Source organism: Jeotgalicoccus huakuii (genome assembly GCF_036665975.1).
GTDB lineage: Bacteria > Bacillota > Bacilli > Staphylococcales > Salinicoccaceae > Jeotgalicoccus > Jeotgalicoccus marinus.
The window spans coordinates 68,796-86,538 of record NZ_JAVIYN010000006.1; the positions used below are offsets into that span (position 1 = coordinate 68,796).

21 protein-coding genes are annotated in these 17,743 nt (G+C 37.6%); 17 read left to right on the forward strand and 4 right to left on the reverse strand.

What is annotated here, in order from left to right; translation table 11 throughout:
• Position 1 precedes the first annotated feature (1 nt).
• On the forward strand, positions 2-1,222 hold the full coding sequence (gene pepT, locus V6E76_RS04625) for a peptidase T (protein WP_247349708.1): 1,221 nt from the start codon (positions 2-4) through the stop codon (positions 1,220-1,222).
• Between the two features lie 47 nt (positions 1,223-1,269).
• Here the strand turns inward: pepT and V6E76_RS04630 are convergent, their stop codons facing one another.
• Positions 1,270-2,748: an MDR family MFS transporter gene (locus tag V6E76_RS04630; protein WP_247349718.1), complete on the reverse strand. Its 1,479-nt coding sequence runs from the start codon at positions 2,746-2,748 to the stop codon at positions 1,270-1,272.
• Between the two features lie 70 nt (positions 2,749-2,818).
• Positions 2,819-2,995, reverse strand: a complete 177-nt coding sequence (locus V6E76_RS04635; protein WP_166627069.1) for a hypothetical protein — start codon at positions 2,993-2,995, stop codon at positions 2,819-2,821.
• A gap of 116 nt (positions 2,996-3,111) precedes the next feature.
• Here V6E76_RS04635 and V6E76_RS04640 point away from each other — a divergent pair, with 116 nt between their 5' ends.
• Positions 3,112-3,903 (forward strand): class I SAM-dependent methyltransferase, encoded by a 792-nt coding sequence (locus V6E76_RS04640; protein ID WP_247349720.1) that lies wholly within the window; start codon positions 3,112-3,114, stop codon positions 3,901-3,903.
• Positions 3,904-4,222: 319 nt separating this feature from the next.
• Positions 4,223-4,372, forward strand: a complete 150-nt coding sequence (locus V6E76_RS04645; RefSeq protein WP_156889151.1) for a hypothetical protein — start codon at positions 4,223-4,225, stop codon at positions 4,370-4,372.
• Between the two features lie 53 nt (positions 4,373-4,425).
• Here the strand turns inward: V6E76_RS04645 and V6E76_RS04650 are convergent, their stop codons facing one another.
• Positions 4,426-4,803, reverse strand: a complete 378-nt coding sequence (locus V6E76_RS04650) for a VOC family protein (protein ID WP_247349722.1) — start codon at positions 4,801-4,803, stop codon at positions 4,426-4,428.
• Positions 4,804-4,928: 125 nt separating this feature from the next.
• Between V6E76_RS04650 and V6E76_RS04655 the strand changes: the two genes are divergently transcribed.
• From V6E76_RS04655 to V6E76_RS04690, 8 genes are all read left to right on the forward strand, one after another.
• A complete protein-coding gene (locus V6E76_RS04655; RefSeq protein WP_247349732.1) occupies positions 4,929-5,666 on the forward strand; it encodes an ATP-binding cassette domain-containing protein in 738 nt (245 codons plus the stop codon).
• Positions 5,659-6,345: an ABC transporter permease subunit gene (locus V6E76_RS04660; RefSeq protein WP_247349743.1), complete on the forward strand. Its 687-nt coding sequence runs from the start codon at positions 5,659-5,661 to the stop codon at positions 6,343-6,345. Before V6E76_RS04655 ends, V6E76_RS04660 begins: the two co-directional genes overlap by 8 nt.
• A 13-nt stretch (positions 6,346-6,358) precedes the next feature.
• Positions 6,359-7,189: a MetQ/NlpA family ABC transporter substrate-binding protein gene (locus V6E76_RS04665; protein ID WP_247349755.1), complete on the forward strand. Its 831-nt coding sequence runs from the start codon at positions 6,359-6,361 to the stop codon at positions 7,187-7,189.
• 1 nt (position 7,190) lies between these two features.
• Complete coding sequence (locus V6E76_RS04670; protein WP_247349766.1) at positions 7,191-8,009, forward strand: MetQ/NlpA family ABC transporter substrate-binding protein; 819 nt, start codon at positions 7,191-7,193, stop codon at positions 8,007-8,009.
• A complete protein-coding gene (locus V6E76_RS04675) occupies positions 8,009-8,839 on the forward strand; it encodes a MetQ/NlpA family ABC transporter substrate-binding protein (RefSeq protein WP_247349778.1) in 831 nt (276 codons plus the stop codon). Before V6E76_RS04670 ends, V6E76_RS04675 begins: the two co-directional genes overlap by 1 nt.
• Before the next feature lie 159 nt (positions 8,840-8,998).
• Positions 8,999-10,150, forward strand: coding sequence for a cation:proton antiporter (locus tag V6E76_RS04680; RefSeq protein WP_247349779.1), 1,152 nt, complete (start codon positions 8,999-9,001; stop codon positions 10,148-10,150).
• A gap of 16 nt (positions 10,151-10,166) precedes the next feature.
• A complete protein-coding gene (locus V6E76_RS04685) occupies positions 10,167-11,393 on the forward strand; it encodes a metal-dependent hydrolase family protein (protein ID WP_247349782.1) in 1,227 nt (408 codons plus the stop codon).
• Between the two features lie 99 nt (positions 11,394-11,492).
• On the forward strand, positions 11,493-12,386 hold the full coding sequence (locus V6E76_RS04690) for a YitT family protein (RefSeq protein WP_247349784.1): 894 nt from the start codon (positions 11,493-11,495) through the stop codon (positions 12,384-12,386).
• Between the two features lie 69 nt (positions 12,387-12,455).
• Here the strand turns inward: V6E76_RS04690 and V6E76_RS04695 are convergent, their stop codons facing one another.
• Positions 12,456-12,884, reverse strand: a complete 429-nt coding sequence (locus V6E76_RS04695) for a hypothetical protein (RefSeq protein ID WP_247349786.1) — start codon at positions 12,882-12,884, stop codon at positions 12,456-12,458.
• A 135-nt stretch (positions 12,885-13,019) separates the two neighbouring features.
• Here V6E76_RS04695 and V6E76_RS04700 point away from each other — a divergent pair, with 135 nt between their 5' ends.
• Genes V6E76_RS04700 through V6E76_RS04725 form a run of 6 tightly spaced genes read left to right on the forward strand, consistent with a single transcriptional unit; the run spans position 13,020 to position 17,742 of the window.
• On the forward strand, positions 13,020-13,463 hold the full coding sequence (locus V6E76_RS04700; RefSeq protein ID WP_247349788.1) for a hypothetical protein: 444 nt from the start codon (positions 13,020-13,022) through the stop codon (positions 13,461-13,463).
• Between the two features lie 7 nt (positions 13,464-13,470).
• Entirely contained in the window at positions 13,471-14,199 is a 729-nt protein-coding gene (pxpB, locus tag V6E76_RS04705; RefSeq protein ID WP_247349799.1) for a 5-oxoprolinase subunit PxpB, read from the forward strand.
• Positions 14,189-15,184 carry a 5-oxoprolinase subunit C family protein gene (locus V6E76_RS04710; RefSeq protein ID WP_499797715.1) on the forward strand — a complete coding sequence of 332 codons (996 nt, stop codon included), beginning with the start codon at positions 14,189-14,191 and terminating at the stop codon, positions 15,182-15,184. Before pxpB ends, V6E76_RS04710 begins: the two co-directional genes overlap by 11 nt.
• A gap of 3 nt (positions 15,185-15,187) precedes the next feature.
• Positions 15,188-15,616 (forward strand): acetyl-CoA carboxylase biotin carboxyl carrier protein, encoded by a 429-nt coding sequence (locus V6E76_RS04715; protein ID WP_247349803.1) that lies wholly within the window; start codon positions 15,188-15,190, stop codon positions 15,614-15,616.
• Positions 15,617-15,619: 3 nt separating this feature from the next.
• Positions 15,620-16,966, forward strand: a complete 1,347-nt coding sequence (locus tag V6E76_RS04720) for an acetyl-CoA carboxylase biotin carboxylase subunit (RefSeq protein WP_247349806.1) — start codon at positions 15,620-15,622, stop codon at positions 16,964-16,966.
• An 11-nt stretch (positions 16,967-16,977) separates the two neighbouring features.
• The gene (locus V6E76_RS04725) at positions 16,978-17,742 is read left to right on the forward strand and encodes a 5-oxoprolinase subunit PxpA (protein WP_247349816.1); all 765 of its coding nucleotides are present in this window, start codon (positions 16,978-16,980) and stop codon (positions 17,740-17,742) included.
• Position 17,743: the final 1 nt, after the last annotated feature.

Below are 17,743 nucleotides of genomic sequence, written 5' to 3' on the forward strand. Positions count from 1 at the left end.
AGTGAAAGATGGATTAATAGAAAGATTAACTAGATATGTAAAAATTGATACTCAATCTGATGCCAACAGCGAGACAGTACCATCGACAAGTAAACAGTGGGATTTATTAAAAGTCTTAGCAAAAGAGCTAAAGGAACTTGGTCTTACTGATGTTGACTTAGATGACAAAGGCTATTTGTTTGCGACCTTACCGAAAAATACAGAGGGCTTAAGAACGCTTGGATTTTTAGCACATGTAGATACTGCGACGGATTTTACAGGCACAAATGTAAAACCACAAGTTGTCGACTATGACGGTGGAAATATTGTCTTAAATAAAGATTTAAATGTCGTCTTAACACCAGAACAGTTTCCAAATTTAAATGGCTATAAGGGTCATACCTTGATGACAACAGATGGCACGACCTTACTCGGTGCAGATAACAAAGCGGGTGTAACGGAAATTATGACTGCCATTGAGTATCTAATTGAGCACCCTGAAATTAAACACGGTGATGTGAGGATTGGCTTTACACCTGATGAAGAAATTGGGCGTGGACCCCATGACTTCGATGTAGATAAATTTAAGGCTGATTTTGCCTATACTGTGGACGGTGGACCTTTAGGTGAACTGCAGTATGAAAGCTTCAATGCAGCAGGTGCAAAAGTTAAGGTTACGGGTAATAGCGTCCATCCGGGTACGGCTAAAGATACAATGGTGAATGCCGCACGCATTATGTCAGAAATCGTTGCATCATTCGATGCGAAAGACACACCTGAACATACATCAGGCTATGAAGGCTTCTACCATGTAACGAATTTAATAGGTGATGTTGAAAACGCTGAATTCAATATGATTATTAGAGATTTTGATCAAGACGCCTTTAAAGAACGTAAATCACTTGTTCAAAAAGTAGTCGATGCATTTATCGATAAATACCCAGAAGCAGATATTCAATTAGAATTAAATGATCAGTATTACAACATGAAAGAAATCATTGAAAAAGATATGACACCAGTTGAACTTGCTAAACAAGCTATGGCAGACTTAGGAATTGAAGCGGTTATAGAACCCGTTAGAGGCGGTACAGACGGTTCTCAATTATCATATAAGGGACTGCCAACACCGAACCTCTTCACAGGTGGAGAGAACTTCCACGGTAAATTCGAATTTGCATCCATAGACGATATGGAAAGGGCAACACAAACTATTATTAAGATTATAGAATTAAATGCAAAATAAGGAAGACCAAAAAAGGATTACTGTGAATTCACAGTAATCCTTTTACATTACTTATTCAATTTTTTAACTTCATCATCGATTGGTCTTGCCTTAGTAAAGGATTGGCCAATAACATCATCTGGGACGATACGTTTTAAGAAGAAAGCTGAAACTAAACCAATGAATAAGAAGCCTGTACCGACTAAAAAGGCTAAGTTAATACCATCTAAGGTTGCTTGATTAATCATTGTTTCAGTTGGATTGTCCATACCTCTTAATTGTAAGTTGGTATAGGTCTGCATAACTGTAATGAGTAGTGCTATACCAATCGAGCCACTCACCTGGTTCAACATACTATTTAATGATGACCCATGTGGTGTTAAGTGAGGCGGTAGTGAATTCATTCCATTCGTCATAACTGGAGTGTTTACGAGTGTCATCCCGAGTGCACGAACCATGTAAATTGTTAATAGATAAGTGAATGGTGTATCAATTTCTAGTCGACTTAAGAAGAAGGTTGTGACTACCGCAATCGTTAAGCCAAATACTGCCATATTTTTTGGACCATACATATCAAACAGCTTACCTGAAACAGGGCTCATGAAGCCCATAATTAAGGCACCAGGAAGCATCAATAATCCTGTATCTAGAGGACTTAAGCCTTGTATATCTTGCATGAAAATTGGAATGAGAATCATACCCGCAAATAGTGCCATATTTGCTGCTCCGATAATGATCGATGCAATCGTGTACATCGGGTATTTATAGACTCTAAAGTCTAACATTGGGTGTTCGAGTTTCATCTGACGAAGTACGTAGGTTGTTACACCAGCAAGCCCGATGAACAATGGAATGAGAACTCTTGTATCTGCAAGTCCATATTCACCAGCAGAACTTAGTCCGTAAAGTACGCCGCCAAAACCAATTGTAGATAGAACAATAGAAGGTATATCAATATGTGCTTCTTTATGCTGTTTAATCTTCGGTAACTTCCAGAATCCAACCCCTAACACAATCACTAAAATTGGAATCATCATAAAGAACAACATATGCCAGCTGTAACGTTCTACGACTATACCTGATACGGTTGGTCCGATAGCTGGGGCAAAGAACATGACGAGACTGAAAAGCCCCATAGCTGTCCCACGTTGGTTAGGCGGGAAGCTTACGATCATGATGTTCATCAAGAGTGGCATCAGCATCGCTGAACCTGACGCTTGAATCATACGACCAATAATTAAAACGATAAATACAGGTGCGAAGCCAGAAACAATCGTTCCGACTAAGAATAAGCCCATAGCAGCTAAGAATAAGGATTTCGCACTAAATTTTTGCATTAAGTAAGCTGTTGTAGGAATAATGATTCCAGAAACGAGCATGTAAGCGGTAGATACCCATTGGACTGCAGAAGTGGATACGCCGAAATCATTTTTGATAGCGGGTAGGGCGACGTTAAGAAATGTGTTCGATAAAAACGAAATAAATGCACCGGATAACAAGATAATAATAAGTCTATAATCCGGTTTAGATTGTACAGTTTCTGACATGTTGTCTCCCCTTTATATAAAAAATCAATTTATATATTATACCCTACTTTAAATAAAATTTCATTAAAAACTATCCAATTCTATTATCAATTTGAATGTAGATAAAGAATCCAATCGTTATACCAAGTAAAACACTTATTGGTAAAGCATAATTGTCTGGTATCGAAGGTAAGAATGTTTCAATAATCCAATTTATGCCGAAGACAGCTATTGCCATTAAGACTAATGAAGACAGTAAACGTGTCATAGATTTCCTCCTATAAAACTGTTATTCTTAAATTCTAACAAACCTCAAGGTGGACATGGGAGAAAAATAGCTTGATAATATAAATAAATGAGTTTATTGGGAGGAGAATCCTTATAATGAAGACGAATTTTCATAATTACGCTGAGGAATACATGCACCATCGAAATGATATTCCGAACATGTTTTATGAAGAGTTAGAACGTCGTGGCATTGAATTATCCGGTGCAATTGTCGCTGATATTGGTGCAGGTCCTGGTTTTGTAAGTAAGGTTTTAAGTGATTACGGTGCAATCGTGGATGCAGTAGAACCTTCGGACGCCTTTATTGAACTAGGTAAGGAATACGTTGGTAATAATGACCGTATTAATTTTACTCAAGGGACAGCAGAAGAAACAAATTTGAAGTCAGATACTTATGATTTGGTATTTGTCATGAGAGCCTGGCATTGGTTTGATAGTGATAAGGCAACAGCAGAAATCAGTCGTATACTGAAACCAGGTGGCCTATTAATTGTCGGGGACATTGGCTTTACAGTGTCAAATAAAATGATGAAAGACTCAATGAAAATTGTAAAAAAACATTCTAAGAATGAAGAACTACATCCAGCAGGTACAAAAGAAGATTCCCTACAGATGATCAATGGATTTCCAGTAGAGTGGTTTAGCGACTGGAAACACGGTAAGTTTTCAATAGAAGAATTTTTCAAAAAAGAGTATAAGGTGAAATTCACAGATCAAGAATGGATTGCACGTTTAGGTACATCATCTTGGCTAGTGAGATTTAAGAAGAAACAAAAGGATAAAGTACTTGAAGAGATTGCCGGTCTATTAGATCATTTAGATGAATCAAAAAAACATAAAGCGCCCCATGTTTTAAACGTGGCTATATTAAAAAATATGAGGAAATAGGAAGCGAAAATTTCGCTTCCTCTTATTTTTGCACTTTTTTATGTAAGCGGTGTAATAATCATTTAATGTATGAAAGCGAAAACAATTAGTATAAACATACATTTTATTGTATGTTTTATTGTATGTGTGCAATATGGTGAAATTTCACTTTAAATTAATACTTACATTCCTGAATTAACTAATAATTGTCAATATATTTACTTTGAATATAACATCACATAATCTTTGAAATCGCTTGGTATATATAGTATTATAAAGATACACAAAGAGGTACAGAAAAATACTCTAATGAAATTTTTATAAATAGGGAGGGAAAGAAATGATAATTTCAGATAAGATTACTGCAGAAGTTCGTATGAAGGAATTTAAAGAGATGGCGTATAATAATGCAATTTTAAAAGACAACAAATCAGACAAAGAAGTTAAGCGTCCATTTTTAAACAAGCTAATCAGCGCTTTATCACTATAATTCAATTAATCAAATAAATTTTAGCCATTCCTGTAGAGAGAGGAATGGCTTTTTTAGCTTAAATTTAATTGCCAGTACAAGCCGAACTGATCTTGTACAATTGCATAGCGTTTACTCATATTATAATCATCAAGTGGTACGTGTATTGCACCATTCTTTTTTAACTTTCTATATAAAAGTTCGATCTCCTCCAAACTTTCACATTCCAAATACAAGGAAACTTCTGGATTAAAGCTTGTACCAGTTGGCATCTTTGCATCTCTAACTACTATATTTAAATCTCCAATTCTTACGACAGCCTGTTGCACTTTTGATGAATTTTCATAGTTTAAAAACTGTAAAATCTCTAAATCTCTAAATACTTCCTTATAATATTCTATGGCTGAAAATGCTGTTCCATTAAATGATATAAGCGGCATGGCAGCTTTCATTAAAATACTCCTTTACAACTGATATAGTATTGTTTACAATCCTAATTGAACAGATTAGAACAGATTGATTCTGTTTCACTTATATTATAACAGTTCGAATCGTAAGTTTATCAAGGGGTGTAAAGATGATTGAATTAAATAATATTACTAAATCATTTCATGGCCAAAAAGGCATGTTCAAGGCCCTGGATGATATTTCAATATCCATAAATGATCAAGAGAAATTTGGCATTATTGGCGCGAGTGGTTCAGGTAAATCAACGCTACTTAGAATGATTAATGCGCTAGAAACACCTGACGAAGGTACTGTAACAGTTCAGGGGAAAAATCCTTCAAAATTAAAAAATGAGCAGCTACGTAAGTATAAAAAAGACATCAGTATGGTCTTTCAACAATTTAATCTACTAAACAATAAGACAGTATTAGAAAATATCATATTACCACTGAAATTACATACATATAAAGATGCTCTAGATGTCGAAGAAGTATTGAAGTTTACAGGCTTACTAGATAAGAAAGATAACTACCCAGGTCAATTATCAGGTGGACAAAAACAAAGAGTTGGTATAGCGAGGGCATTAATTACCAAGCCAAAAATTTTACTCTGTGATGAACCGACAAGTGCCTTAGATGATAAGACCACAGATGAAATTGTGGAGGTTTTAAAACAAGCGCACAAGGTCTATGGCATGACAATAGTTATTGTTACACATGAATTAAATGTCATTAAACAGCTTTGTGATCGTACAGTTGTCCTAGAAGATGGGAAGGTACTAAACACACTGGCTATTGAGCCATCAAATCAGACTGTATCAAAACTGTCATACTACGACAGAATTTTGGAGGTGCTCAGCCATGGTTGATGCATTCATCTTGTATTTTGAGCGTGTTTTTGAGTATTTTCCGAGCATGATTACCAGTTTAAATGAAACAGGAATTATGATGGGATTTGCAATGGTCGCTGCAATTTTGCTCGGCTTACCACTGGGTACCTTGTTGTTTCTAACAGATGAGAAACAGCCCTTAGAAAATAAGGTGATTTATTCAGTTACCAATGCACTAGTGAATATCATTCGTTCATTTCCGTTTCTCTTATTAGTCATCGCCATGCAACCACTCATAAGAGAAGTCTATGGCAGGGCGACTGGGGATCCTATTGCAGCATCATTTCCATTAATGGTGGTGGCAATTGCCTTATACGCAAGGTTTGTTCAGCAGTCCTTACTAGACGTCCCTAGAGGTGTGCTTGAAACCGCAGAAGCCATGGGTGCCTCGATACCCCAACTGGTCTACAGATTTCTGTTTGTAGAAGCGAGAAGTTCACTCGTTGTAGGATTTACCACAGCTTTTGTAAGCTTTATTTCTTATTCGACAATTATGGGAGTTGTCGGTGGTGGAGGTATTGGTGATTTTGCCATTCGCTACGGATACCAGCGTTATGAAACAGATATTATGTATACAGCCATTGTCATTATTATTATCTTTGTACAAATTGCGCAGTGGTTAGGTCTTAAACTTGCTAAAAAATTAGATAAAAGATAAAGGGGTTTTGTAAATGAAAAAGTTAAAGTGGGTTACAGTTTTCGCATCAATATTAATGGTGTTGAGTGCATGCAGTGATGAAGATACAGCAAATAATAGCACTGAAGAAGATACACATATCGTCGTTGCTTCACAGACACCGCCGATGACAGATATTGTAGAGATTGTTGCGGATGTCATCGAAGAACCGTATACAGTTGAGTTGATGGAAGTATCAGATAACATCCAGTATAACGAAGCTGTGTTTAATGATGAAGCAGATGCGAGTTTTGCACAGCACGAACCTTTTATGGAACAGTTTAACAATGAAAATGATGCAGACTTAGTTGCGATGGAGGAAATATACAATGCGATTGTCGGGTTTTACTCGCCGGTATACAGTTCCATTGATGAAGTGAAAGACGGCGATGAGGTTGCGATTCCAAGTGATCCAACAAATGAAGCAAGAGCCTTGATGATCTTAGCTCAAGAAGGTCTAATTACTTTAGCTCCAGATGTTGATTTTGAAGCGACAGTTGAAGATATCACAGAAAACCCGAAGAATTTAGAATTTACACATGTTGATTTGTTAAACCTTTCTGCATCATATGAAGATGGTATTCCACTCGTATTTAACTATCCGACATACATAGAGCCGCTCGGTCTTACACCTGAGGATGCAGTGTTATTAGAAGATGACAGTGACAATACCTTTGCAATCCAAGTCGTTGCACGTGAAGGTCAAGCGGATTCAGAAAAGATTAAAGCCTTAAATGAAGCATTCACTTCACAAGAAGTCTATGATTTCTTAGATGATTTAAAAGATAAGGCTCACCTAGAACCGGCATTTGAAGGAGGCGAGTAAAGTGAAGAAACTCTCTTTAATTTTCTTATCTTCTATGTTCTTTATAGCAGGTTGTGGCAATGGTGAAGATACGGCGGACACCGAAGACACACATATCGTTGTTGCTTCCCAAACGCCTCCAATGACAGATATTGTTGAAGTTGCAGCCGAAGCTGTAGAAGAACCTTACACAATTGAGTTAATGGAAGTTGCGGATAATATTCAGTTTAATGAGGCAGTGTTTAATGATGAAGCGGATGCGAGTTTTGCTCAACATGAACTGTATATGGAACAGTTTAATAGAGAGAACGGGGCAGACTTAGTCGCTACAGAAGAAATTTACAATGCAATTGTTGGCTTCTATTCACCTGTCTATGAGTCAGTTGAAGAAGTACAAAAAGGTGATGAGGTTGCGATCCCAAGCGATCCAACCAACGCCACACGTGCACTATTAATGTTGGCAGATCAAGCCCTTATCGCACTTGATGAAGAAGCTGGAATGGAAGCGACAGTGGACGATATTGAAGACAATCCACATGATTTAAAATTTACCCAGGTTGAGGTACTCAATTTAAAAGAAGCTTATGAAGATGGAGTAGAACTCGTCTTCAGTTACCCAGCTTATATCGAACCACTCGGCTTAACACCAAAAGATGCGATTTTCTTAGAGGAAGACAGTGATAATACTTATGCGAGCCAAGTCGTAGTAAGAGAAGGTAATGCTGACAAAGAAAAAATTAAAGCTTTAAACGAAGCATTTACCTCACCAGAGGTCTATGAATATTTAGAAGAATTAAAGGATAAAGCACATCTAGAACCAGCCTTTGAAGGAGGGGAGTAATGATGAAGAAGCTGTCTATACTTTTTCTATCATCCTTATTTTTCTTAGCTGCTTGTGGTAATGGTGAAGACACAGCGGACACCGAAGACACACATATAATCATTGCTTCACAGTCAGAACCATTAACAGATATGGTAGAAAAAGCAGCAGAAGTCATTGAGGAACCTTATACCATGGAATTGTTACAAGTAAACGATAATATTCAATATAATGAAGCCACTTTCAACGATGAGGTAGATGGAAGTCTAGCACAGCATGAATTGTATATGGAAAGCTTTAATGAAGAAGCTGGTGCAGACTTAGTTGTGATCCAGCCGGCTTACATTTCTAATGTTGGGTATTATTCACCTGTCTATGAGTCAATAGAAGAAATTGAAGACGGTGCAGAAGTCGCAATTCCGAGTGATCCACCAAATGAAGCACGCGCATTACACATTTTAGATGGTGCAGGTCTGATTACACTTGATGAAGATGTTGGCATAGAAGCTCAGGTAGGTGATATCGTGGAAAACCCACTTAACTTAACATTTACTCATGTCGACTTATTCAACTTAACAGCAGCGTATGAAGATGGTGTTGAGCTTGTCTTTGAGCATCCGAACTTTATCGAAAATATAGGTCTGTATCCTAAGGATGCGATATTACTAGAAGATAAAGATGAAAAACGTTTTGCCTTCCAGTTGGTAACCCGTGAAGGTAAAGCGGATAGTGAAAAAATGCAGGCAGCTAAAAAAGCACTAACATCACAAGAAGTCTATGATGTCTTGATGGAAGATGCTGAACACGATCAATTTACACCGGCTTTTGAACCGGGACAACCTGCAGAATAATTTAATAGTCGCACCTTGGCTCAACCTCCCTTGCCAAGGTGTTTTTATTATTTTAAGAGTATTTTTTTAATTGAAAACGTAATCATATTGCATATTATTTGAATTGTCGTATAATTCGAACAATAAGTTACTTACCTAATGAAGTTTGGAGTGAAGGGTATGATTGAACAACCAATAGTGGCCACGGTCATGTTATTTGCTTTACTGGCACTTGGAGAATTGATTTCAATTGCCACAAGAGCAAGGATTCCAATGCTGATGACAGCGATGATTGGATTTTTAGTATTTACTTGGATCGGTGTTTTTCCAGAGAATATTTTAGAGCTATCAACATTACCTGCCCTCGGTGCGATTTTAATTGGACCTTTAATTATACATATGGGTACTTTGATGCCATTTAGTACCTTGAAAAAACAGTGGCGTGCAGTTGTAATTTCTGTAAGTGGTTTAATTGGTGCGTTGACATTAGTACTGATTATCGTCCCAATAGTCTTTGATTTTGAAACAGCAGCAAGTGGTGTTGGTCCAATTTCAGGTGGTGTCGTGGCTCTTTTAATTACCACTGAGAAATTAACTGAAATTGGTATGACGTCTCTTATTGTTATACCTGTGTTAATTGCTGCTTTACAAACACCAATTGGTATGCCTTTAATTTCCTTCTTATTAAAACGTTACGCGGGATATTTTGTAAAGAATACGACTGCAACTAAAAAGGAAATTGAAGACATCACCGAAGAGGAAGTACCAGTACGATTTAGTATTTTTAAAAATAATATTATTCTTCTATTTACAGTCTTTCTCTTGGCTGCGGTCGCAACGATATTAAGTGAATATACTGGTATTCATTACACCTTATTTAGTTTACTTTTTGGTATATTGATCTTGAATGCGAAGTTGTTCCCGCAAGCAGTACTACAGAAATCGAATTCATTTAGTTTTATGATGGTGGGCTTGATTTTTGTCGTTATTGGTACAATGGGTGGTATCACTCCACAAGACGTTATTAATAATATCCCTCCTGTACTATTAATATTATTGACTGGGGTTGGGGGTCACGCGCTTGGTGGATTCATTGCTTCTAAAGCTGTCGGCTGGCATCCATTTAAAGGTATGCCTGTTGCCTTAACAGCCTTAGTTGGTTTCCCTGGTGACTATATTATTTGCGAAGAAGTATCTAGAAGTACGACAGATAATGCCGTTGATCAAGAACGTGTGTTTTCGGAAATTGTCACCCCTATGTTAATTGGTGGGTTTGTCACGGTCACCATTGCATCTGTTGTCATTGCATCATTTGTAATGGGAATGCTATAAAAAGGAGATTTCATTCATGTCAAAAACTATCGTAAAAAATATTAACTTAATTGATGGATCGGGTTCAGATGTACAAAAAAACGTAAACGTCGTGATAGAAAATGGGAAATTCACACACATTACAACAGAAGTAATAGAAACTGATGCAACAGTGATCGACGGTCAAGGAAAATATATGTTGCCAGGTATGATCGATGCTCATGTGCATTTATCTACTGAATTTAAACCATTAGCAGAACGTGTTGCTACACCATTTTCTTATAGTTTCTATGAAGCAATTCAATATGCTGAAAGAACAATTGATGCTGGAGTCACAACTGTTAGAGACGCCTTAGGTAGTCCACTTGGTTTTAAACAAGCAATCAATGATGGGTTGGTTCGTGGGCCACGTATGCAAGTGTCAATTAATGCCTTATCTATTACAGGGGGGCATGGCGATGGTTTAAACTATTCTGGTATTGATTTAAGTTTAGTGAGACCTTATGAAGGGATGCCGGACGGTATTGCAGATGGAGTGGAAGAAGTAAGAAAACGTACAAGAGAAATGCTTCGAGCTGGGGCAGATGTCATTAAAGTCATGGCTACCGGAGGAGTATCAAGTCCGACAGACCACCCTAAATTTACTCAGTATTCACTAGAAGAACTAAAGGTCATAGTTGAAGAAGCGCAGTTTAGAAATGGTGTCAAAGTTATGGCGCATGCTCAAGGTTTAGAAGGAATTAAAAACTGTGTTGAAGCAGGTATTCATTCTATTGAACATGGTATTTATTTAGATGATGAAGTGATTGAAAAGATGAAAGAAAAAGGCACGTATCTCGTACCAACATTACTTGCACCAGTATCAGTTATTGAATTTGCAGATGAGTTAGGTATTTCAGAAGTCGGTCTTAAAAAGTCTAAGGAAGTAATGGATGCCCATAGAGCAAGCTTTAAAAAAGCTTATGATGCAGGGGTGAATATTGCTATGGGGACAGACGCAGGTGTGTTCAAACATGGTACGAACTTAAGAGAGCTTGAGCTGATGGTGGAAGCTGGAGCCACTCCGATGGACGCAATTGTTATTTCGACAAAAAATGCAGCAGAATGTATGGAAATAGAAAACCTTGGACTTGTTCAAGAAGGATACATTGCTGACTTTATTCTGACAGACGGTAATCCACTTGAAGATATCGGACTCCTTAAAGATAATGACCGAATTAAAGTTGTTGCCAAGGATGGGAAAATCCTTAAAGAAATTGCATAAAGATTCAAAAGCCGCCCTTGGCGGCTTTTTTAGTGCGTTGAAAAGTCGGTTGAGTTGCTATAACATAGTAAAAGTATAGTAGCCGAAGGGGGAGAAGGTATGAAACTTAGAAACACTTTGAAAAATATTCAGTTTGAAAAAATTCGTTTATCGTTAAATTCAAAGTTTACGGTTCAAACATTAATTAATGTCTTAACCATTATTGTCGGTTCGTTTTTATTTTCCATAGGTGTAAATAGTTTTATGATTGCCGGTAATTTAGGTGAAGGTGGATTTATTGGTATTTCTATTATTTTATACTACGCATTTGGCCTACCGACAGCCTTAACAAACTTAATTATGAACTTTGCGATTTTGATTGTTGGTTTTAAGTTTTTAGGTAAACGTGCCATGTATTACACGATTTTTACCATACCGATGACCTCCCTCGCACTTTGGGTAACTGAAACCTGGCAAATTCAAACTGATGAAATACTGATCAATACTGTCTTTGGTGGGCTCTTTATAGGGACAGGAATTGGGTTGATTATTCGTGTCGGGTCTACAACGGCAGGTACGACAATCTTAGCCAAGATGGCGAATAAATTTTTAGATGTCAACGTATCTTATGCCTTACTGTTCTTTGATTTAATTGTTATTACGATTGGTTTAACTGTGATGAGCATTGAGCAAGTCTTGTTAACAGTAATCGCTTTATATGTAGCAACAAAAGTGATGGACTTCATTATAGAAGGTATGAATCCGAAAAAAGCAGTTACGATTATTTCTCAAAAACCGGATGTTGTGGCGAACTTAATCAATACAAAAATCAACCGTGGAGTGACAATTTTAGATGGTCGTGGATACTATTCTAAAGAAGATAAAGACATTCTGTTTGTAGTCATCAATAAATCACAGCTCAATAGACTAAAACGTCTAATTAAAGCAAATGACGATCAAGCCTTTGTTGTGGTGCATGATGTAAACAGTGTATTAGGTAACTACTTAATTTAGACGCATATTATTTTAGAATAAATGTATAAAAAATCGTCCGCTAACGTTTGCGGACGATTTTTATGTCATTTAGTACTTTAAATGACGATCATACAAATAGACAATGACGTTCTCATTTTCAGCAATGATGTTGAAGCCTTTATACTGCAGCCAAGTTTTCGAAAACGTTGAGCGATAGTATTCGTGAGAGAGGATATAAATCTTACTGACTTCATGGGTACATTCTAAGTATTTATCAATTAGCTTTGAACCAAAACCTTGGTTAGGTAAAGTGGCATGAAGTATGATTTCGGATATGTATTGATTATTTGTACCATCGCCATTCGATCGCATAAGCGCAACGAGCTTATCTTCTTGCCGAAGCGTGATGACAAAATCTGAGTTGATAATATCTGTTCTGAGTTTATTATAATCATTATACAAATCATTACCACCAGAAGTATACAGTTCCCTCACATCATCTAGTGTGATCAGTTTTTCAGTTGATATTGTATCCATATTCTTCACCTCTAAATCATCAATAATACAGCTGATTTGGGAATGTTCTAATATTGAAAGATATCAGCTGGTTGTTTATAATCATAACTGTATACGGTTACATTTAAAAGAAAAAATTAAATTATTCAGAAAAAGGTGAGCGATTTGGAACTTCAGCTACAGTTGTATTTTTACCATAAAGAGATTGAACAATCTCCAGAGTACGTGTTTAGCGTTCTAAACAATGATCAAGAACTCCTTGACAGAGTACAAAAACTAACAGCAATTACTTATAACTCAGACGTTACAAATCAAAGATCAGTCGGGACAGAAGGGATATTAGTATACAATGAGGCTAATATTAATACAGAAGTAATATTTTACACAGATAATCGTCGACTTGAGTTTGAATCATACGTCCCAGCGGGTAGATTATGGACAATGGTTAATATTGTACCGGTTGAAGGTCGCTCTGAGCTAACCATTTCGACGAAACTTATTACGGATTCTCCAGTAAGTTTTGCACTTTATGCCTTAAAGATTCCTAGAGTTAAGAAACAATTCAATGACATTGTAGGACGTTTAGAAGCGGGGGAATAATTGTACTATGAGAGTTCAGCAGTATGCAGAGGATGCTTTAACAGTTACGCTTGGTCAAGATATTGACGAGACCATCAATACACAGCTTGTACAACTAAAAGAAAAATTTGTAGAGCTAGATTTTGAAGGGGTTCTGGATATTGTTATATCCTATACCAGTTTAATTATTTATTTTGATGTTTTACGAGCGGACGTTAAGGCGATGAAATCAGCCTTAGAAGAAATGAAGCAAGAAGAATTATCGACCACACCATCAAGTTATAAGGTCGTTGAAATACCTGTGTGTTATGGCGGTGAATTTGGTCCTGATATCAAAAAATTTGAAGAATCTGGATTGTCTGAAACTGACGTCATAGAACTACATAGCAACAAAGAGTATTTAGTATATATGCTCGGTTTTATGCCGGGCTTTCCTTATTTAGGTGGCCTAGACAAAAGGCTTTATAAAGATCGATTGGATTCACCAAGAACACGTATTCCAGCAGGTTCTGTTGGTATTGGTGGACAACAGACAGGAATGTATCCATTTACTTCACCAGGAGGCTGGAACTTATTGGGACGTACCCCAATCCCCCTCTACGATAAAAACCGAGATCACGCCATACTGTATGAAGCAGGGGATCGTATCGTCTACAAGGCGATTGATGAAGACGAATATTATCGGTTAGAACAGGCCTATTATGATGGGACGTACGAAGTTAAAGTTATCGACAGAGGTGAAGCAAATGACGATTAAGATTACCGAGCCAGGACTGTTTACAACAGTGCAAGATTTAGGTAGAAGAGGCTATGAGTCTTATGGTTTTTCTCCAGCAGGTGCTATGGACTATAGAAGTTACTGTCTAGCAAATGCTTTAGTCGGTAACGGTTTTACAAAAGCGACTCTAGAGATGACCTTCCAAGGTACACAATTTACTGTACTTAAGAAAACAACAATCGCAACTGCCGGCGCCCCAATGAAACTAACAGTAAATAATCAGCCGTACAGAATTGGTACGATTATCGACTTGGATAAAGGAGACCAGGTCGTTTTTGGTAGTGTGGAAAGTGGCGTTAGAACTTATGTCGCTTTTACAGGTGGATTAGATTTGCCTAGTGAGCTTGGTAGTTATGCGACACATACGAGAAGTGGAATTGGTGGATACAAGGGACGAGTCCTTCGAGCAGGTGATATCCTAAAAACTATTGGCGGTCATGCTGACGTTCCTTTATTAGAAGTAGATGAAGTAATAGAGACACATGAAGTAGAAGAAATACGCGTCATACTCGGCCAAGAAAGTGAACGCTTTAATGCCGAATATCAAAATTTGTTTAAGTCATCTGAATATACGGTTTCTAAAGATACGGATCGTATGGGTGCGAGGTTAGAAGGTCCAGCAATCAAATCGGATGATGGGCACGATATTTTAAGTGCACCGACCCAATTTGGTAGCATCCAAATACCTAAAAATGGACAGCCGATTATTCTTCTAGCAGACAGACAAACAGCAGGTGGATACACTAAAATCGCCACCGTTGCTAAAGTCGATCTACCTAAAATTGCTCAGAAGCAACCTGGGGATAGAATTCGTTTTAAAGAAATTAGCGTGGAAAGTGCAAGTGCGCTGTACAAGGAAAGTTTAGAGCAGTTACAAAATAAGATCGATTTAGTACCATCAAAAGATTTTGAAGCAGTAAGAAGAACAGATGCCAATAGCGTGTCGAAATTAATTGGAGGATAAGTCATGAATTATAAAGATATAAAAAAATTAGTGAAACTCTTAAAAGAGGAAGATTTATCAGTTTTAAGTTTTTCAGATGAAAGTACATCTATTCATCTAGAAAGAAATATGAGTAATGGTGTGACTAGTGCAACAAGTACACCTGCATCAACTGACACGAGTGCAAATGAAGAAAGTTCTGATTTACTAGAAATCAAAGCGTCGCAACTTGGTACATTTTTCATTAACAAAGATGAGAACAGCGAAGAAACATTTGTAGCTGTGGGTGATACAGTACAAAAAGGTGATCAAGTTGGCTTTATAGAAGCAATGAAAGTATTTAATGACGTGAAGAGTGATGTTGCTGGTACCGTTGAAGAAATTTTAGTGTCCAATGGAGATACTGTTGAATTTGGTGATGTGTTGATTCGCTTACGTCCAGAAGGAGCATAAGTTATGAGAAAAGTGTTAATTGCTAACCGCGGAGAAATTGCAGTTCGTATTATAAGAACTTTAAAAGAAATGAATATTAAGAGTGTCGCGATTTACTCAGACGGTGACCGAGATAGCTTGCATGTTGCCTTGGCAGACGAAGCATATTGCATCGGTGGACCAAAAAGTGCTGATAGCTACTTGAACATTGACCGTATTTTACAAGCTGCGACGGTCAGTGAATCGGATGCGATTCATCCTGGTTACGGGTTTTTATCGGAAACACCTGAATTCGCAAGACGTACAGAGGAAGCGGGGTTCATTTTCATTGGGCCTGATGCGTCGACGATGGAAAAAATGGGTGATAAGGCGATGGCTCGTCAGACAATGGATGAGGCTGGAGTACCTGTCATACCGGGTAGTGAGGGTGTCGTAGATTCGATTGAGGCGGTAAAAGCTATCGCTAACGAAGTGACATACCCAATTGTAATCAAGGCCGTATCCGGTGGTGGCGGTAAAGGCATGCGTTTTGCTTTTAATGATGAAGATGTTGACAAATTATACAGTCAAGCGAAGCAGGAAGCTAAAAGTTCTTTTAATGATGACCGCCTATATGTTGAAAAATATATTCCGAAAGCGAGACACATAGAAATTCAGGTTATCGGTGATGGTAAAGGAGAAGCGGTGCATTTATTTGAAAGAGATTGCTCGATTCAAAGAAATAATCAGAAGCTTCTAGAAGAAGCGCCAGCGACAATTTTAAGTGAAAAAGAGCGAGCTGACATTACGGAAACCACACGTCAAGCAATCGCAAAACTGAAATACCGTGGAGCTGGAACGATTGAATACTTATATGTACCAGAAGAGAAGCGTTTTTACTTCATTGAGATGAATACGAGAGTCCAAGTGGAACATACCGTATCTGAAGCGGTAACAGGCATCGATATCATTAAGTCGCAGATTAAAGTGGCATTCGATGGAGAAATTGGTTTTACTCAAGATGAAGTTCAGTTGTCTGGTCACGCTATTGAAGCACGAATTAATGCAGAAGACCCGGCTAACAATTTCTTGCCTTCGCCGGGTAAAATCGAAAAACTTCACTATGGCTTAGGTAGGAATGTCAGAGTGGACAGTCACATCTATTCGGGTTATGTGATTCCACCTTTCTACGATTCGATGATTGCAAAAATAATTGTAACTGCAAATAATCGTACGGATGCTTTAGATAAGCTGAAGTTAGTCTTAGGTGAAACAGTGATTGAACCAATTAAAACAAATTTGAATTTACAATATTTCTTGGCTGGACATCCGAAAGTGCATGCCAACGATTACGATATTAAATTTATTCATAATGAGAATATCATTGATTAAGGAGGATTCACATGTCTGAGTTAACAATAGATTTAAATGCTGATTTAGGTGAGAGTTATGGTAATTACAAGATTGGCAATGATGCTGAAATTATTCCTATGATTTCATCTGCTAACGTTGCTTGTGGCTTTCATGCAGGAGATCCGAGTGTGATGATTGAGACAATTAAACGCATTAAAGAATCTGGGACAACTGGAATTGGAGCCCATCCTGGTTATTTAGATTTGATGGGCTTTGGTCGTCGATTTATGAAATTATCTGATGATGAAGTGCATGCCTTGGTACTCTATCAATTATCTGCACTGGATGGTTTAGCGAAGACTTATGGCTTGGAACTAAATCATGTGAAACCCCACGGCGCACTTTATAATGCAACGTTTACAGATGCACACCTCGCTGATGTGATTGCTGGTGCAGTTAATGACTTTAATCCTAATTTAAAATTAATGGGCTTAGCGAATAATAACCTAGTGAAAAGTGGAGAAAAGCTCGGTTTGAAGGTTGTGCATGAGGTATTTGCAGACAGAGCCTACGAGGATGACGGTACATTAGTATCACGTTCTAAAGAAGGTGCAATGATTACAGATAGTGAAATCGCAGTCTCTAGAGTGCTACGCATGATTACTGAAGGTAAGGTTGAAAGCATTAATGGCAAAGACATAGATATTAAAGCAGATAGTATCTGTGTCCATGGTGATGGTGCGAAAGCATTAGAATTTGTTAAAGAGATAAGAAAACAATTACAGGAGAAAGGTGTTACTATCGATACGATGTAAG

Coding starts and splice junctions, on each gene's coding strand:
- V6E76_RS04630 (WP_247349718.1), bottom strand. CDS start 2,748: ATGTCAGAAACTGTACAATCTAAACCGGATTATAGACTTATTATTATC.
- V6E76_RS04635 (WP_166627069.1), bottom strand. CDS start 2,995: ATGACACGTTTACTGTCTTCATTAGTCTTAATGGCAATAGCTGTCTTC.
- V6E76_RS04640 (WP_247349720.1), top strand. CDS start 3,112: ATGAAGACGAATTTTCATAATTACGCTGAGGAATACATGCACCATCGA.
- V6E76_RS04645 (WP_156889151.1), top strand. CDS start 4,223: ATGATAATTTCAGATAAGATTACTGCAGAAGTTCGTATGAAGGAATTT.
- V6E76_RS04650 (WP_247349722.1), bottom strand. CDS start 4,803: ATGAAAGCTGCCATGCCGCTTATATCATTTAATGGAACAGCATTTTCA.
- V6E76_RS04655 (WP_247349732.1), top strand. CDS start 4,929: ATGATTGAATTAAATAATATTACTAAATCATTTCATGGCCAAAAAGGC.
- V6E76_RS04660 (WP_247349743.1), top strand. CDS start 5,659: ATGGTTGATGCATTCATCTTGTATTTTGAGCGTGTTTTTGAGTATTTT.
- V6E76_RS04665 (WP_247349755.1), top strand. CDS start 6,359: ATGAAAAAGTTAAAGTGGGTTACAGTTTTCGCATCAATATTAATGGTG.
- V6E76_RS04675 (WP_247349778.1), top strand. CDS start 8,009: ATGATGAAGAAGCTGTCTATACTTTTTCTATCATCCTTATTTTTCTTA.
- V6E76_RS04680 (WP_247349779.1), top strand. CDS start 8,999: ATGATTGAACAACCAATAGTGGCCACGGTCATGTTATTTGCTTTACTG.
- V6E76_RS04685 (WP_247349782.1), top strand. CDS start 10,167: ATGTCAAAAACTATCGTAAAAAATATTAACTTAATTGATGGATCGGGT.
- V6E76_RS04690 (WP_247349784.1), top strand. CDS start 11,493: ATGAAACTTAGAAACACTTTGAAAAATATTCAGTTTGAAAAAATTCGT.
- V6E76_RS04695 (WP_247349786.1), bottom strand. CDS start 12,884: ATGGATACAATATCAACTGAAAAACTGATCACACTAGATGATGTGAGG.
- pxpB (WP_247349799.1), top strand. CDS start 13,471: ATGAGAGTTCAGCAGTATGCAGAGGATGCTTTAACAGTTACGCTTGGT.
- V6E76_RS04710 (WP_499797715.1), top strand. CDS start 14,189: ATGACGATTAAGATTACCGAGCCAGGACTGTTTACAACAGTGCAAGAT.
- V6E76_RS04715 (WP_247349803.1), top strand. CDS start 15,188: ATGAATTATAAAGATATAAAAAAATTAGTGAAACTCTTAAAAGAGGAA.
- V6E76_RS04720 (WP_247349806.1), top strand. CDS start 15,620: ATGAGAAAAGTGTTAATTGCTAACCGCGGAGAAATTGCAGTTCGTATT.
- V6E76_RS04725 (WP_247349816.1), top strand. CDS start 16,978: ATGTCTGAGTTAACAATAGATTTAAATGCTGATTTAGGTGAGAGTTAT.